13 protein-coding genes are annotated in these 15,578 nt (G+C 67.9%); 9 read left to right on the top strand and 4 right to left on the bottom strand.

Features of this window, described 5'->3' with window-relative positions:
• The first annotated feature begins 69 nt into the window (after positions 1 to 69).
• The 3 genes from OVA06_RS17230 (at position 70) to OVA06_RS17220 (ending at position 4,587) form a co-directional block, all read left to right on the top strand.
• Positions 70 to 2,580, top strand: coding sequence for a beta-glucosidase family protein (locus OVA06_RS17230; RefSeq protein WP_268159967.1), 2,511 nt, complete (start codon positions 70 to 72; stop codon positions 2,578 to 2,580).
• Positions 2,581 to 2,797: 217 nt separating this feature from the next.
• Entirely contained in the window at positions 2,798 to 3,685 is an 888-nt protein-coding gene (locus OVA06_RS17225; protein WP_261620418.1) for a GAF domain-containing protein, read from the top strand.
• Positions 3,682 to 4,587: an SGNH/GDSL hydrolase family protein gene (locus OVA06_RS17220; protein WP_268159966.1), complete on the top strand. Its 906-nt coding sequence runs from the start codon at positions 3,682 to 3,684 to the stop codon at positions 4,585 to 4,587. Before OVA06_RS17225 ends, OVA06_RS17220 begins: the two co-directional genes overlap by 4 nt.
• A 31-nt stretch (positions 4,588 to 4,618) precedes the next feature.
• On the opposite strand, the gene OVA06_RS17215 is transcribed toward OVA06_RS17220, so the two are convergent.
• Positions 4,619 to 5,971: a uracil-xanthine permease family protein gene (locus tag OVA06_RS17215; protein WP_268159964.1), complete on the bottom strand. Its 1,353-nt coding sequence runs from the start codon at positions 5,969 to 5,971 to the stop codon at positions 4,619 to 4,621.
• A gap of 237 nt (positions 5,972 to 6,208) precedes the next feature.
• Between OVA06_RS17215 and OVA06_RS17210 the strand changes: the two genes are divergently transcribed.
• Positions 6,209 to 6,814 carry a malonic semialdehyde reductase gene (locus OVA06_RS17210; protein WP_056083064.1) on the top strand — a complete coding sequence of 202 codons (606 nt, stop codon included), beginning with the start codon at positions 6,209 to 6,211 and terminating at the stop codon, positions 6,812 to 6,814.
• Positions 6,815 to 6,900: 86 nt separating this feature from the next.
• On the opposite strand, the gene pgm is transcribed toward OVA06_RS17210, so the two are convergent.
• Positions 6,901 to 8,562 (bottom strand): phosphoglucomutase (alpha-D-glucose-1,6-bisphosphate-dependent), encoded by a 1,662-nt coding sequence (gene pgm / locus OVA06_RS17205; RefSeq protein ID WP_268159961.1) that lies wholly within the window; start codon positions 8,560 to 8,562, stop codon positions 6,901 to 6,903.
• Positions 8,563 to 8,835: 273 nt separating this feature from the next.
• Between pgm and OVA06_RS17200 the strand changes: the two genes are divergently transcribed.
• Positions 8,836 to 9,780, top strand: coding sequence for a nuclease-related domain-containing protein (locus OVA06_RS17200; RefSeq protein WP_268159959.1), 945 nt, complete (start codon positions 8,836 to 8,838; stop codon positions 9,778 to 9,780).
• Here OVA06_RS17200 and OVA06_RS17195 read toward each other — a convergent pair.
• The gene (locus OVA06_RS17195) at positions 9,740 to 10,687 is read right to left on the bottom strand and encodes a LysR family transcriptional regulator ArgP (protein WP_268159957.1); all 948 of its coding nucleotides are present in this window, start codon (positions 10,685 to 10,687) and stop codon (positions 9,740 to 9,742) included. The two genes, OVA06_RS17200 and OVA06_RS17195, sit on opposite strands and share 41 nt — an antisense overlap.
• A gap of 76 nt (positions 10,688 to 10,763) precedes the next feature.
• On the opposite strand from OVA06_RS17195, the gene OVA06_RS17190 reads away from it, so the two are divergent.
• Positions 10,764 to 11,354 (top strand): LysE/ArgO family amino acid transporter, encoded by a 591-nt coding sequence (locus OVA06_RS17190; RefSeq protein WP_268159955.1) that lies wholly within the window; start codon positions 10,764 to 10,766, stop codon positions 11,352 to 11,354.
• Positions 11,355 to 11,413: 59 nt separating this feature from the next.
• Complete coding sequence (locus tag OVA06_RS17185) at positions 11,414 to 11,986, top strand: DUF4190 domain-containing protein (RefSeq protein WP_268159953.1); 573 nt, start codon at positions 11,414 to 11,416, stop codon at positions 11,984 to 11,986.
• A 99-nt stretch (positions 11,987 to 12,085) separates the two neighbouring features.
• On the opposite strand, the gene OVA06_RS17180 is transcribed toward OVA06_RS17185, so the two are convergent.
• Positions 12,086 to 12,784: a FadR/GntR family transcriptional regulator gene (locus OVA06_RS17180; protein ID WP_268159951.1), complete on the bottom strand. Its 699-nt coding sequence runs from the start codon at positions 12,782 to 12,784 to the stop codon at positions 12,086 to 12,088.
• 135 nt (positions 12,785 to 12,919) lie between these two features.
• Between OVA06_RS17180 and OVA06_RS17175 the strand changes: the two genes are divergently transcribed.
• Entirely contained in the window at positions 12,920 to 14,287 is a 1,368-nt protein-coding gene (locus tag OVA06_RS17175) for an SLC13 family permease (RefSeq protein WP_056083048.1), read from the top strand.
• A gap of 63 nt (positions 14,288 to 14,350) precedes the next feature.
• Positions 14,351 to 15,577, top strand: coding sequence for a CaiB/BaiF CoA transferase family protein (locus OVA06_RS17170; protein ID WP_268159949.1), 1,227 nt, complete (start codon positions 14,351 to 14,353; stop codon positions 15,575 to 15,577).
• Position 15,578: the final 1 nt, after the last annotated feature.

Here is a 15,578-nt window from a genome sequence, read left to right as displayed (position 1 = left end):
GCCCAGCGAAAGCCTAGTCATACTCGGTTTTTGCCGTTACGATCAATCCACTATCTGAAGGAGCCCCCCGTGAACCCCACCCTGCCCGCTGCCACCGTTCCAGCCGCCGCTGTTCCTGCCGCCGGCTCACCGGACGCCGAGGCCCGGATCAGGGACCTCGCGGAAAGCCTCACCCTCGAGCAGCAGGTCCAGCTGCTCACCGGCGCGGACGTCTGGTCCACGCACGCCCTTCCCGCCATCGGGCTGTCCCGCGTGGTGATGTCAGACGGCCCCGCCGGCGTTCGCGGCGAGGACTTCGATGAGCGGCACGACTCGGTTTCCCTGCCGTCGTCGTCCGCCCTGTCCGCCACCTGGAGCGTCGGCCTGGCCCGCCGCTACGGCCAGGTCCTGGGCCAGGAAGCGCGGCGCAAGGGCGTCCACGCAGTCCTGGGCCCCACCATCAACCTGCACCGCTCCCCGCTGGGCGGCAGGCACTTCGAATGCATGAGCGAGGACCCCCGGCTGACGGCCACCATTGCTGCCGGATACGTGGCGGGTGTGCAGTCCATGGGGGTTGGGGCCACCCCCAAGCACTACCTTGCCAATGAAGCCGAAACCGACCGCTTCACCGCCGACTCCGTGGTGGACGAGCGGCCCCTGCGTGAGCTCTACCTGGCAGCCTTCGAGGACGCCGTTACCGAGTCCCGGGCCTGGCTGGTGATGAGCTCCTACAACTCCATCAACGGCACCACCGCCAGCGAAAATGACCTCCTCGAAACGCCGCTGTCCACCGAGTGGGGCTTCGACGGCGTCGTGGTGTCCGACTGGACCGGCGTCCGCTCCGTTGACGCCGCCAACGCCCACCAGGACCTGGAAATGCCGGGACCCGTGGGTCACTGGGGACCCAAGCTGCTTGCCGCCGTCGAGGACGGCCGCGTCAGCCGCACCGCCATCCTGGATAAGGTGGTCCGCATCCTCCGGCTGGCCGCCCGCGTAGGTTCGCTCGACGGCGTCAGCCCCGCCGTAAGGGAACTGCCGGCACCACTCAACGCCGCCGCCGTCGCCCGCGAAGTGGCTGTCCGCGGCGCTGTCCTGGTCCGGAACCGGGACGGCCTGCTGCCCCTGGACCCGGCGGTCCTGGGCAGTGTGGCCGTGAGCGGCCACAACGCGGAGGAAGCACGGACCCAGGGCGGCGGCAGCGCCACCGTCATGCCCAAGCAGAACATCTCGCCGCTGGACGGACTGCGTGAGGCCCTGCCCGCCGGCGTCACCGTCTCCTACCACCGGGGCGCCAAGGTGGCCGAGGGCCTGCAGGCCTTCCCGCGGACCTCGCTCCACAACCCGGTGTCCAACGTCCCCGGCCTGCGCGTGACGTTCCTGGCAGCTGACGGCACGGAACTTTCCGGCGAGGACCGGCTGGCATCCCATCTGATCTGGTTCGGGATCGGCATCCCCGAGGGCTCTGCCGCCATCCGGATGGAAACCGACTGGACGGCACCCTCGGCGGGCACGCACCACCTTGGCATGGGTACCGTGGGCAGGATCCGCCTCTCACTCAACGGTGACGAGGTCTTCAACGGGACCATCGAGGACGATACCGACGTCCTCGGCGCTGCACTCTTCGATCCGCCCAAGACCGTCCACGAGGTCCAAGCGGAGGCAGGTGGGCGGGTCCGGATTGAGGCACTCTTCGAACTGCCCGCGGAGCAGGCCATCCCGTTCACCGCCATCCTGCTGGGCGAGGAAACCGTGGTGGCGGACCCGCAGGCGGAGATTGACGCCGCGGTGGAAGCAGCCAGGGCGGCGGACGTTGCCGTGGTGGTGGTGGGCACCAGCGCCGCCATCGAGTCCGAAGGCTTCGACCGCAAGGACCTCGACCTCCCTGGCCGCCAGAACCAGCTGGTGGAAGCGGTGGCTGCCGCGAATCCGCGCACCGTGGTGGTGGTGAACTCCGGCTCCCCGGTGCTCATGCCGTGGCTGGACCGGGTGGGCGCGGTGTTGCTCGGCTGGTTCGGGGGCCAGGAATTCGGCCGTGCCATCGCGGACATCCTGCTCGGTGCCGAGGAACCGGGCGGCCGGCTGCCTACTACCTGGCCGGCAGCCCTGGCGGACGTCCCGGTGCTGGATACCGTCCCGGTGGACGGCAAGGTGGTCTATTCCGAGGGCATCCACGTGGGCTACCGGGCCTGGCTGAAGCAGCAGGCCGCCGGTGGGGCTGCCCCGGCGCTGCCGTTCGGCTACGGGCTGGGCTACACCACGTTCGAACTCTGCACCCCGCACGCCTCCCGGACGGTGCCCGCCGGCAGGGACGTAGTGGTGCACGTCCCCGTCCGCAACACCGGCACGCGGGCCGGCCGCGAGGTGGTGCAGGTATACCTTGAGCGTCCGGAGTCAGCGGTGGAAAGGCCCGTGCGCTGGCTGGCCGGATACGCCGGGACCCACCTGGCTCCCGGCGGCACCGACAGCGTGGAGCTGCGGATCCCCGCACGCTCGTTCGCGCATTACGACGGCGGCTGGCAGGTTGAGCCGGGAACGTTCCGGATCCTGGTGGGCCGGCATTCGGCGGACGACTTCCAGGTGCTGGAGATCGAGGTGCGGTAGGAGCCGCTGCCCGGGGATAGGGACGTGGCGGTCAGCGCCCCGTCCTGTGCCCCCGTCCTGTGCCCCCGTCCGTTCCTCGGTGAACCCGCCAAGAAACGGAGGGGCTGCGGGTTCCCCTAAACCCGTTGGCCCGGCCTCCCCGCGCGGCACTTTCGAGTCGTATTCTTAGAACAAGGTTTTGCAGTGAGCCGAACCGTTTTAATCCAAGGCGTGGAGCATGGCCGCTGTACCTTCGGGGCAGGTTGGCTGGGGACCCCTTCCAACGCCCCCGGCGCCGGTTTTCGACAGCAAGGATGTTGAAAACTACCTCCGGGAAGTCACCCATGAGCTAATGCGGGACATCAGGGGTGAACAGCGCGGCATCAGCTGGGCAGCCACGCTTTTCAGGCAGGGAAAAGCCCACACCATCGCAGCGAGTACCGATCAGGCGCGCGAGGCTGACCGCGAGCAGTGTTCCTTCGCGGACGGCCCTGTCATGGAGGCCGTACGGACCGGCGGGTTCGTCCTTCTTTCCGATCTCAACCGGGACTGGCGCTGGCCCGGTTACTCCAGCGCTGCCGCGGCACACGGCGTGCAGTGCCTCCTGTCCGCGCCACTTGCCGCTGAGGGCGAAACAAGTGCCGCCATCAACTTTTACGCGGAAACCGCCCACACCTTCACCAGCGACGACCTCGTCCGGTGCCGCACCTACGTCCGGCAAGTGGCCAGGGCGCTCAGCGTGGTGGTGCGCGTTGGTGAGCGTGCCGAGGCCACTGTCGGCATCGCCGTCGTGCAAAGCTCACTGGTGCTGGTGGACCTGGCCGTCCGGAGCCTGATGAACGAGTACGGGCTGAGCCGTGACGGCGCGCTGAGGTTCCTGCAGACGCAGGCTGTCCATCACGAACTGGACCTACGGGACGCGGCGCTCAACGTCGTCGTTCCCGGCGCCGGGATGGGCCGTCCAGGCCCGGCGCCTGCGGTCACCCCGCAGGAAATGCACGACGGCGTTGCGGGCCTTCAGCCTGCACCGGCGGCTGAACTGGGCCACAAGCCACAGGACGCCGCACCAGTGGGGGCTGCAAGAAAGCGGCGCCCGCGCCATACTGCGGGAAGGAAAACGGCATGACCATCCAGGAACGGGAGCTGCCGCCGCTGGGCGGCGACAGCGGACGGCACCCCTGGCGCCGGTTCGTGGCCTTGGGCGACTCTTACACCGAAGGCATCGGCGACCCCGAGCCGCTCAGCCTGGGCGGACTGCGGGGCTGGGCGGACCGGGCGGCCGAGGAACTCAGCGCCGGGCAGCCGGATTTCGCCTACGCCAACCTCGCCGTGCGCGGCATGCTGCTGCGCCAGATCGTAGACCGGCAGCTGGCCCCCGCGCTGGCCCTCAAACCGGACCTGATCGCAATGTCCGGCGGCGGGAACGACATCCTGTTCAAACGCGGCAACCCGGACAAACTGGCCGAAAAAATGGACACGGCAGTTGGCGTGCTGGCCGCCACCGGCGCCACTGTCCTCCTCTATGCCGGGCCGGACTGGGGTAACACGCCCGTCTTCAGCGCCATTCGGGGCAAGATGGCCGTCTACAACGAAAACATCCACGCCATTGGGGCCGGGCACCACTGCGTCATGGTGGACCTGTGGTGCCTGCCCGAACTCCAGCATGCGGCAATGTGGGACCCGGACCGGCTGCATCTCTCGCCGCTGGGCCACCATACGGTTGCCGTGGCTACGCTCAACGCCCTGGGCGTCCCGCACACCCTTGAACCGCTCTGGCCCAAGCCACTCCCGGCCCAGGGGTGGAAGCGGGCGCGGGCAGAGGACCTGGTGTGGGCCCGGCAGTACTTTTTCCCCTGGGTCCTGCGCCACCTCCTGCACCCGGAAGACGAATCCCTTGCCGCGAAGCGGCCGCTGCCCGGGCCCGTCCTTGGTTTGGCCAGGCCCGGACCTTTCCCGGCTGGGCACCCGGCCACCGGCGTGAACCCCGGGCTGAAGGGCGGACCGGCGCCACAGGGACAGGCCGCCTAGCCATTCCGGCCCGCAGCGCAGCGGCCTAGGTTCAGCGTTTCTTGGGGCCGCGCTTCGATGCCGCGTTAAGCGCCGACTTGACCGAGGGCGGCAGTCCGCCCTGCTCGGTTTCGGGCTCGGCCACGGTTCCGCGGGCCTTCGCGATGGCCCGCATGCCGTGGTAGATCACCAATGCTGCCGCGGACCCCAGGGCGATGCCGGTGAACGTGAGGTCCCCGATGGTCCAGGTGTAGTCGGCGATGCCGATGATGAGTGCTACGGCGGCCGTGGTCAGGTTGACGGGGTTGGAGAAGTTGACCTTGTTTTGCACCCAGATCTTTACGCCAAGGATGCCGATCATGCCGTACAGCATGGTGGCAGCACCGCCCAGCACCCCCGGCGGGACCGTGGCGATGAGTTCGCCGAACTTCGGGGAGAAGCTGAGCAGGATGGCGAACATGCCCGCCACCCAGTAGGCCGCCGTCGAATAGACCTTGGTGGCAGCCATGACGCCGATGTTCTCGGCGTATGTGGTGGTGCCGGATCCGCCGCCGAAGCCCGCCAGGACCGTCGCGGCGCCGTCGGCCATCAGCGCGCGCCCGGAGACGCCGTCGAGGTTCTGGCCTGTCATGGCGGCCACGGACTTCACGTGGCCGATGTTCTCCGCAACCAGCACCAGCACCACCGGGACGAACAGGCCCAGGACGCCGATGTGGAACTCGGGGGTCTGGAAGTGCGGCAGCCCCACCCATGCGGCGGCGTCCATCTTGTCGTAGCTGACCTCGCCGCGGAGCATGGCCACGAGGTAGCCCACCACCACGCCCACCAGGATGCTCAGCCGGCCCAGGATCCCGCGGAACAGCACGCTGACCAGGATGATGGTTGCCAGGGTGATGACGGCGGTGATGGGGGCGGCGTCGAAGTTCTGCTTTGCGGCGGGCGCAAGGTTCAGGCCGATCAGCGCCACGATGGCGCCGGTGACGATGGGCGGCATCAGCCGGTTGATCCATCCGGCGCCGAACTTCTGCACCACCGCACCCACCAGGGCGAGGGTGGCACCGGCCAGCACCACGCCGCCAAGGGCACCCGGAATGCCGAACTGCGCCTGGGACGCGGTGATGGGTGCGATGAACGCGAAGCTTGAGCCGAGGTAGCTGGGCACGCGGCCCTTGGTGACCACCAGGAACAGGAGCGTACCGATGCCGGAAAAGAACAGTGTGGTAGCCGGCGGCATGCCGGTGATGATGGGCACCAGGAACGTGGCGCCGAACATGGCCACCACGTGCTGCATGCCCACGCCAATGGTCAGGGGCCACGCCAATCGCTCATCCGGGGCCACCACCTGGCCGGGCTTGATGGATTTTCCGGTGCCGTGCAGCTTCCATTTGATTCCGAGCATGCTCATGGGAAGGAATGCCTTTCAGGGGGTGCCGCGAGGGGGCGAAGATCAACTTGGTCCAGAATACCGCCAGCCCTGCTGGGCGGCTGCCGTTCGTAGTTGCCCGGCAGGCACCAGCGATCTGCTGTGGCCAACGTCACCTGCCGTCACGGGAAGAGGCGGCAAGCAGTTGAAGTTGCAACTATGGAAAGCAACCAGAGGCCCACCCCGGCAGGCGGGGGAGCCGCAGCGAAAGGTACGCGAATGACCATTGCCCATGAAGAAGCGGTTATCGATTCGGCAGCCGTTGACGCCATCTTCGCCCAGGCCCGCACCGCCAACTCCTTCACCGGTGAGGTCACCGAGGAGCAGGCCCAGGCCATCTACGAACTGACCAAGTTCGGGCCCACCGCGTTCAACTCCCAGCCGCTTCGCGTCACCTACGTCCGCTCGGACGAGGCCCGCGCAACCCTGGTGGGCACCCTGTCCCGCGGCAACCAGGCCAAGACCGCCTCCGCTCCGCTGGTGGCCATCCTCAGCTACGAGACGGACTGGGCCGGCAAGTGGGACAGCTTCCTCCCCGGTTACAACGCCCCCAAGGCCATGTACGACGCGGATCCCGCCCTGGCCGCCAGCACCGGCAACAACAACGCCCACCTGCAGGCCGGCTATTTCATCCTTGCCGTCCGCTCGCTCGGCTTCGCCGCAGGCCCAATGACCGGCGCTGACTTCGCCGCCATCGACGCTGCCTTCTTCCCGGCCGGCGACCAGAAGAGCTTCCTGGTGGTCAACATCGGCCAGCCCGGTGAAGAAGCCTGGGGCGCCGCCAAGCCCAAGTTCTCCTACGACGAGGCCGTCCGCACCGTCTAACCCCGCTTAACCCAAGATGCCCTATCACTAAGGGTCCCCATCCGGCATGGAGGGGGACCCCAAGTGATAGGGCATCTGGCGTTAAATCAGGCGATGACGCTGTCCACCAGGGCCTTGGCCTCGGCCTGGACCTGCTTCAGGTGCTCCTCGCCCTTGAAGGACTCGGCGTAGATCTTGTAGACATCCTCGGTGCCGGACGGACGTGCGGCGAACCATGCATTCTCCGTGACCACCTTCAGGCCACCGATGGAGGCACCGTTGCCGGGAGCTTCGGTGAGCTTGGCAGTGATCGCCTCGCCTGCCAGTTCGGTGGCGGTGACGTCCGACGGCGAGAGCTTGCCGAGTGCCGACTTCTGCTCACGCGTGGCGGCGGCGTCGATCCGGGCGTAGACGGGCGCGCCGAACTGGTCCGTGAGGCCCTTGTACAGCTGCGACGGCGACTTGCCGGTCACGGCGGTGATCTCGGATGCGAGCAGGGCCAGCAGGATGCCGTCCTTGTCCGTGGTCCAGACGCTGCCGTCCAGCTTGTTGAAGGACGCGCCGGCCGATTCCTCGCCGCCGAACGCCCCTTCGCCGGACAGCAGCCCGGGGACGAACCACTTGAAGCCCACCGGCACCTCAACCAGTTTGCGGCCCAGGCTTTCGGCCACGCGGTCGATGATCGAGGAGGACACCAGGGTCTTGCCCACCACCGAGGCCGGGTTCCAGCCGCTGCGGTTGCGGTACAGGTAGTCGATGGCCACGGCGAGGTAGTGGTTCGGGTTCATCAGCCCGCCGTCAGGGGTAACGATGCCGTGCCGGTCCGCGTCCGCATCGTTGCCCGTGGCGATGTCGTACGCGGTGGATCCGTCCGCGCCAACGGTCATCCGCTGGATCAGCGAGGCCATGGCCGACGGCGACGAGCAGTCCATGCGGATCTTCTCATCCCAGTCCAGGGTCATGAAGGCCCACTGCGGGTCCACGGTGGGGTTCACCACCGTGAGGTTCAGGTGGTGGCGCTCGGCGATCTCGCCCCAGTAGTCCACGGAGGCGCCACCCATGGGGTCCGCGCCGATCCGGACTCCTGCGTCGCGGATGGCGTCCAGGTTAAGGACGGATGGAAGGTCGTCCACGTAGCTGGAGAGGAAATCGAACTTGCCTGTGGTGTCGGCCGCCTGGGCGTCGGCCAGCGGGATGCGCTTGACGCCGCGCAGGCCGTTTTCGAGCAGTTCGTTGGCGCGGTTGGCGATCCAGCCGGTGGCGTCGGAGTCCGCCGGCCCGCCGTGGGGCGGGTTGTACTTGAAGCCGCCGTCCTGCGGCGGGTTGTGGCTGGGGGTGACCACGATGCCGTCTGCCTGCGGGGCGCCGGCACCGGCGTTCCGGTTGTAGGTGAGGATCGCGTGGCTCAGCGCCGGGGTGGGCGTGTAGCCGTGCCGGGCGTCGACCAGGACCTGGACGCCGTTGGCGGCAAGGACCTCGAGGGCCGAGTTCTGTGCCGGCTCGCTCAGGGCGTGGGTGTCCTTGGCAAGGAACAGGGGGCCGGTGACGCCCTGCGCCGCCCGGTATTCGACGATGGCCTGGGTGATGGCCACGATGTGCTTTTCATTGAACGAGGCCTTCAGGCTCGATCCGCGGTGACCCGACGTGCCGAACACCACGCGCTGGCCTGGGTCACCCAGGTCCGGCGAGATGTCGTAGTACGCATCGAGGAGCGCTGTGATGTCAACAAGGTCCTGGGGTTGGGCAACTGTACCCGCGCGGCTAGCCATGGGACCTAGCATGCCAGAACCTCGCCGGAGTCAAAACGGCAGGGCCACATTCCGGCCCCTGTGACGGCGGCACGTCATCGAAAACGAGCCGTTAACCAAGTAGCCAACCTGAGTACATGCCCCGAAAAGTACCTATATACCCGCCCCTGCGCGCGCTGTTACTTTCGAAAAATCCGGAAGGCTATCCACCGCCTCCCGGCTCGAACAACCACAGCAGGGGACGACGGCGGCCCGCCGCTTTTCGCCCGTCCGGCACGGAAGCAGGGACGCACCATGGGGGCAGGAGACGGGGCAGCCGAACAGTCCAGGCTGGCCGCTGAGCGGGTAGCCAGGCTCAAGCGCCGGCTGGACGCGGCCGAGCGCTCCACGAAAGCGTGGGATGCGGGTGCCGTGGGTGAACGCGTGGTGGCGGAGAAGCTCAGCGAACTGGTCCCGCACGGCTGGTACGTGCTGCACGACGTGCACTGGCCCGGCCGGCCCAAGGCCAACCTGGACCACGTCCTGGTGGGGCCTGGCGGCGTGGTGGTGGTCGATTCCAAAAACTGGACCGGTGAGGTGCGGGTGGCGTCGGGAGTGCTCTGGCAGGGCCGGTATGCGCGGACCCAGGCAGTGGAAGGCGCACTGGCGCAGTGCGCCGCCGTCGCGTCCGTGCTGGCGCCGCCGCACCGCCGGCTGGTCCGGCCGCTGATCTGCATGGCCGCCCAGCCTGACCTCTTTGGCGTGACGAACTCCGATGTCGCCGTCGCGGGCAGCCAGCGCCTGGTGGGTGCCATCGAGGCGCTGCCGCCGGTGCTGGACCACCAAACAGTCGTGGGACTTTATGCCCAACTGGGGGAGGAACTTACCCACGAGCAGGAGCCCGGCATCACGGCGTTCCGGAATGTCCGGCCGGGAACAGTGGTGCGGCCTGCGGGCGGCCTCCCGCCGGCCGGTCCAGGAAACGCCGGGCCGCGGACGGGCGATCCCGCCGCGGACCGTCGCGGCGCGGACAATCCCCGGGCTGCGGGTCCTGACCGGAGCCGGGGCGGCAGTGTTTCCCGGCATCCCGCGGGGCGTGCCATCCCGGTTGCAGGCACCGGCGGAGCGGCCCGAACTGCTGCCGGCCGGAACCGAAGCGGGAAACCGCAGGCGCGGGGTGGTACCAGCGCGGGCCGGCTCGCCCTCCTGGCGGCCTTCGTTATTTTTGCGGTCTACGTCCTGCCGTTCTGGACGCGCTGAGTTTGCTGCCTGCGCTGCCGCCATTCTCCGGGGCGGCTGTGCGCAGCGTGCCAAGGCCGGCGTCGCGGACCGCGTCGCCTATCCGGCGGAGCCGCTCCGAGTCCAGCGACCAGGATTGCCAGTAGAGCGGAACATCCTCATGGGCGTTCTTCCCGACGAGGACCAGCGAGCCGTCGGCCAGCTCGTTGCCCAGCTGCAGTTCAGGGAGCATGCCCCAACCCAGGCCGGCTTTGATGGCCGCGAGGAACCCTTCCGACGACGGAACCGTGTGGGTGGGCGGAACCTGCCCAACGCCTTTCGCCGCCAGCAGCCCGCGCTGCAGGTTGTCCTTGGCATTGAATTTCAGGACCGGCATCCGGGCCCAGTCCACCGTATTGCCCTTGGCGAACCGTTGACGCAGGGCGGCCGCGGCCACCGGGACGTACCGCATGTGGCCCAGCAACTCCACCCGGCAACCGCTGACAGGGACGGGATCGGAGGTGACGGCACCCATGACGTCACCCTGTCGCAGGAGCTGGCTGCTGAAACCCTGGTCCTCGACGTGAAGGTCCAGGGTGGTGTCCGCCCACGTGGCGGCGACGGCGAGGACGGGCACGAACCACGTGGCCAGCGAATCCGCGTTGATGGCCACCGGCAGGGTGGCGCTGGAGGCTGTGGCGGTTCCCAGTGCGGTTGACGTTTCCGCCTCGAGGACCTGCACCTGGCGGGCCATCCGGAGCAGCACGGCCCCGGCGTCGGTGGGAACACACGGGACCCGCCGGCGCACCAGGACCTGCCCTGCGGAAGCCTCCAGCGCCTTGATGCGCTGGCTGACGGCGGACGGGGTGACGCGCAGGAGATCGGCCGCGGCCTCAAAGGTGCCCTCGTCAATGACGGCCACCAGTGCGCGAAGATGCTCGAGATTCATGAAGAAATTCTAATGGAACCCAAGAACCAATCGTTTGTCTTCAGATTCTGCGGTCCGTACCGTCGAATGCATGTTGATGACAGGACTTACCGGGATGCTGACGGGGCTGGCGCTGATCGTTGCCATCGGTGCCCAGAATGCCTTCGTGCTCCGCCAGGGCGTCCGCCGTGAGCACATCGGCGCGGTGGTTGCCGTGTGCATGGCCGGTGACGCTGCCCTGATCCTGGGCGGGACCGCCGGGATCGGCGCGCTGGTGACGCGCTTCCCCGAAGCACTCGAAGTTCTTCGGTGGGGCGGGGCGGCCTACCTGGCCTGGTTCGCGGTGCGCTCCTTCATCTCGGCGCTCAGGCCGTCCGCCCTTGCGCAGGGCACACCCCGGTCCAAGGGATCGGTGGTGGCCAGTACGGTGGCGCTGACCTTCCTGAACCCGCACGTCTACCTCGACACGGTGGTACTCCTGGGCAGCCTGGCCAACCAACAGGGCCCGGACCTCCGGTGGGTCTTCGCCGGCGGCGCCGTTGCCGGCAGCATCGCATGGTTCTCCGCGCTGGGGTACGGGGCCAGGGCGCTGTCCGGGGTGCTCGGCAACCCGCGCACCTGGCGGTTCCTGGACCTGGGAATCGGCATCGTCATGCTTGGCCTGGCCGTCAAGCTGGTCCTGCACTGACGGCGCCCGGAAAGCCGCCGCAGGCGATAGGCTGGAAGCAACATTCCAGGGGGAAAACCATGACCGACCAGCCGTCCCAGCGCCCTGACTCCCAGTGGCACAACCCGTCCGGCAGCGACGGCACTCCGCCCGCGCCGCCGTCCGGGTATGAACCGCCGCCGTTCGTCCCGCCGCAAGGATCCAGCTCGCCGGGCTCTGACATTCCCCCGCCGCCGCTGTACCCGGGCCTTTCCGCGCAGTACGGGAGCAACCAGTACGGCGGCCCGCAGTATGGCAACGACCAATACGGCAACCAGCACGGCAACGCCAGCCCCTACGCCCAGCCGAGCCCCTACGGGCAGCCGGCCCAGTATGGCCAGCCGGCGTACTACGGCATGCAGGCCGAGCCCAAGACGCTCAGCATCGCCAGCATGGTGTGCGGCATCGCGTCCGTGATCATGGGATGGCTGATGCTTCCGCAGCTTGCCGCCATCATCACCGGCCACATGGCCCTCAAGCGCGAGCCTGCGGGCAAGGGAATGTCCATCACCGGACTGGTCCTGGGCTACCTCTGCCTGCTGGGGTATGGCGGCTTCTGGCTGCTGCTTATCATCGGGCTGGCGTCGTACTCGTCCTCTAGTTACGGGTACTGACCGCCCCGCCCGGTGCCCTATCAGATCCGGTTCCTAAAACCCGGTTTTAGGAACGCCATCTGATGGGGCATCTGCCGTTTAAGCTCTGGCTGGGCCGGGTCAGCGGAGGAGTTCGACGTCGGACACCAGCTCGATGTGCGCCAGCATCGCCTCGGCGGCGGCCTCCGGGTCCTGGTCCCGGATGGCGTCGGCGATCCGCCGGTGCGAGGCCAGTGACTGTTCCGGCCGCCCTGGCTGGCCGAGGGATTCCATCCGGGTTTCCAGGATCATCTCGGCGATGAATGCCATGAGCTGCGCCAGCACCGAGGAGTGGGCGGCTGCGGTGATCGCTTCGTGGAAGAGTTCGTCGCCCTGGGTGCCGCGGTCGCCCTCGCTGATTTCCTTGGCCATGACCCCGAGGGCGTGGTCGATCGCCTTCAGGTCCTCGTCCGTGCGCCTCGCAGCGGCCAGGGCCGCGAGTTTTCCTTCCAGCGTGCTGCGTGCCTCGACAATTTCCGGCAGCCGGCTGCGGTGTTCGCGGAGGCCCTTGATCACGGACGCCACGCTGGGCCGCCGGGCAAGCACGGCTCCTGTGCCGTGCTGGACATCGATGACGCCCAGCACTTCCAGCGCCACGAGTGCCTGGGCGAGGGTGGCGCGCGAAACCCCCAGCCGTTCGGCGAGGTCGCGTTCCGCCGGCAGGAGGTCGCCGGGCTTCAGCTGTGCCGATTCGATGTAGGCAAGGATCTGCTCCACCAGCTGTTCGTAAAGCCGTGGCCGCGAAACCCGTTCCAATCCCAGCCGTGCTGTCTTCTCCACAAAGCCCTCGCTACGTCGTCGTTACCCCAAGAATACAGCGCGCTGCTATTGACAGATAGACTCACTGTCTAAGAGGCTAGTCCAGTGAGCCAGTTACTCACGTCACACTTTTCTTTCCCCAATGGAGGACCAACGATGTCCGCTCCTGTTCTATCGATCATCATCCTGGCGGCGATGTTCCTGTTAGCCACCGTGCTGCCCCTCAACATGGGTGCCCTCGCCTTCGTGGGCGCCTTCCTGCTGGGCGCCCTGGTACTGGGCATGTCCACGAATGAGATCCTGGCCAACTTCCCCGGTGGCCTCTTCCTGACGATTGTCGGCGTCACCTACCTGTTCGCCATCGCGCAGAACAACGGCACCATCGACCTCCTGGTCCGTGGCGCCGTCAGGCTGGTGGGCAGCCGCGTTGCCCTCATCCCCTGGGTCATGTTTGCCATCACCGCCGTCATCACCGCCGTTGGCGCGCTGTCCCCGGCCGCGGTCGCGATTATTGCCCCTATCGCCCTCAGCTTCGCCGGCAAGTACAAGATCAGTCCGCTGCTGATGGGCATGATGGTGATCCACGGCGCCCAGGCCGGCGGGTTCTCGCCCATCGCGGTCTACGGCGTCACCGTCAACGGCATTATCGCCAAGACGGACCTCGCCTTCAGCCCCACGGCGCTGTTCCTGAGCAGCCTGATCTTCAACATCGTCATCGCCGTGGTGCTCTTCGCCGTCCTGGGCGGCCGGGCGCTGCTGTCCTCCCGCGTGGGCCACTTCGTGGAGCAGGCGGCCGAGGCGCGGATGTCCGTCAGCGTGGGTGCCAAGGCCGGCACGGACGTCGCCTTCAAAGGCTTCGGCTCCGGCATGTACGGCCCCCGCGACCCCGCAGGCGACGGCGTTGCCGCCACCAGGGAACGCTCCCAGCGGATCCCGCAGCTGGTCACCATCGCCGGCCTGGTGGTGCTCGCCGTCGTCGCCCTGGGCTTCAAGATGGACGTCGGTTTCGTGTCCATCACCATCGCCATCGTCCTGGCGCTCGTCTCGCCCGCAGCCCAGAAGGGCGCCATCAACAAGATCAGCTGGTCCACCGTGCTGCTGATCTGCGGCATGCTCACCTTCGTTGGGGTGCTCGAAGAGGCAGGCACCATCGAATTCGTTTCGAACGGCGTGGCCGGCATGGGCATGCCCCTGGTGGCAGCGCTCCTCATTTGCTTCATCGGCGCCATCGTTTCGGCCTTCGCATCCTCCACAGCCATCCTTGCAGCGCTTATCCCGCTTGCCGTGCCCTTCCTGTCCACCGGCGAAATCGGCGCCGTCGGCGTCATCTGCGCACTGGCCGTGGCCGCCACCATCGTGGACGTCTCGCCCTTCTCCACCAACGGCGCCCTGGTCCTGGCCAACGCGCCCGAGGGCGTGGACAAGGACAAGTTCTACAAGCAGATCCTGGGCTACAGCGGCATCGTCATCGCTGCCGGGCCTGTCCTCGCCTGGCTGGCGCTGGTGGTTCCCGGCTGGTTGTAGTTAGCAGAATTCCCACCCGCCGCCAGCGCTCCGCGCCACGCACTTCAGTAAAGGAACCAGCACATGAATGCAGCTGACCGTCAGCAAGGCCCCCTGGCCGGGCACACCGTCGTCGACCTGAGCCGTGCCCTGGCCGGCCCGCACGCCGGCATGATGCTCGCCGACCTCGGTGCCCGTGTCATCAAGGTGGAGAACCCCGGAACCGGCGACGACACCCGCGGCTGGGGCCCGCCCTTCGTGGGCCCCGAGGATGACCTGCAGTCCACCTACTTCATGTCCTGCAACCGCAACAAGGAGTCCATCAGCCTGGACCTGAAGAGCAGCGACGGGCAGGCAGTGCTCCGCGGACTGCTGGAACGGGCGGACGTGGTAATTGAGAACTTCCGGCCCGGCGTCATGGACCGGCTGGGCTTTTCCACCGCCGCCATGCACGCGCTCAACCCGCGGCTGGTGGTCCTCTCCATCACCGGCTTCGGCCACGACGGGCCTGAATCCCGGCGCAGCGGCTACGACCAGATCCTCCAGGGTGAGGCAGGGCTGATGTCCCTCACGGGGTCGGGTCCGGAGGATCCGCAGCGCGTGGGAGTGCCGATTGCCGATTTGCTGGCAGGCATGAATGGCGCCACCGGCGTTCTGGCCGCACTGGTTGAGCGTGAGCGCACCGGCCAGGGCAAGGTGGTCCGCACCTCCCTGCTCGCTTCCCTCATCGGGGTCCACGCCTTCCAGGGCACCCGCGCCACGGTGGCCGGTGAAGTCCCGCAGGCGCAGGGCAACCACCACCCGTCCATCGCGCCCTACGGCCTGTTCAACTGCAAGGACGGCAGCGTCCAGATCAGCGTGGGCAGCGAGAAGCTGTGGGCTTCCTTCGCTGCCGCCTTCGGCCTGGACCCCGCCGCGCCCGGCTTTGCCAGCAACGCCGAGAGGGTGCGGAACCGCCAGGAGGTGATTGCCGCCGTCGAACGCGCCTTCGCGGAGTACGGCGCGGCGGAACTGCTGGAGAAGCTGAACGACGCCGGGATTCCGGCAGGGAAGGTCCGCTCGCTGGACGAGGTGTACGCCTGGGATCAGGTGGCCTCGCAGGGCCTGGTGGTGGATGTGGAGCATCCGCTGCTCGGCACAGTCAGCCTCCCCGGTCCGCCGCTGCGGTTCTTCGCCCAGGGCGACGCCGCGGAGACGACCGTGACGGACCACGCTGCTCCGCCTCTTCTGGACGCCGACGGCGGATCCATCAGGGAGTGGCTGGGGCTGGTTCCCGTCGCCGCCGCTGATGCGCCGGTCAGGGCGGAATAGC

This window comes from Pseudarthrobacter sp. SL88 (assembly GCF_026672455.1).
GTDB lineage: Bacteria > Actinomycetota > Actinomycetes > Actinomycetales > Micrococcaceae > Arthrobacter.
This window is presented reverse-complemented; position numbering and strand designations above follow the sequence as displayed.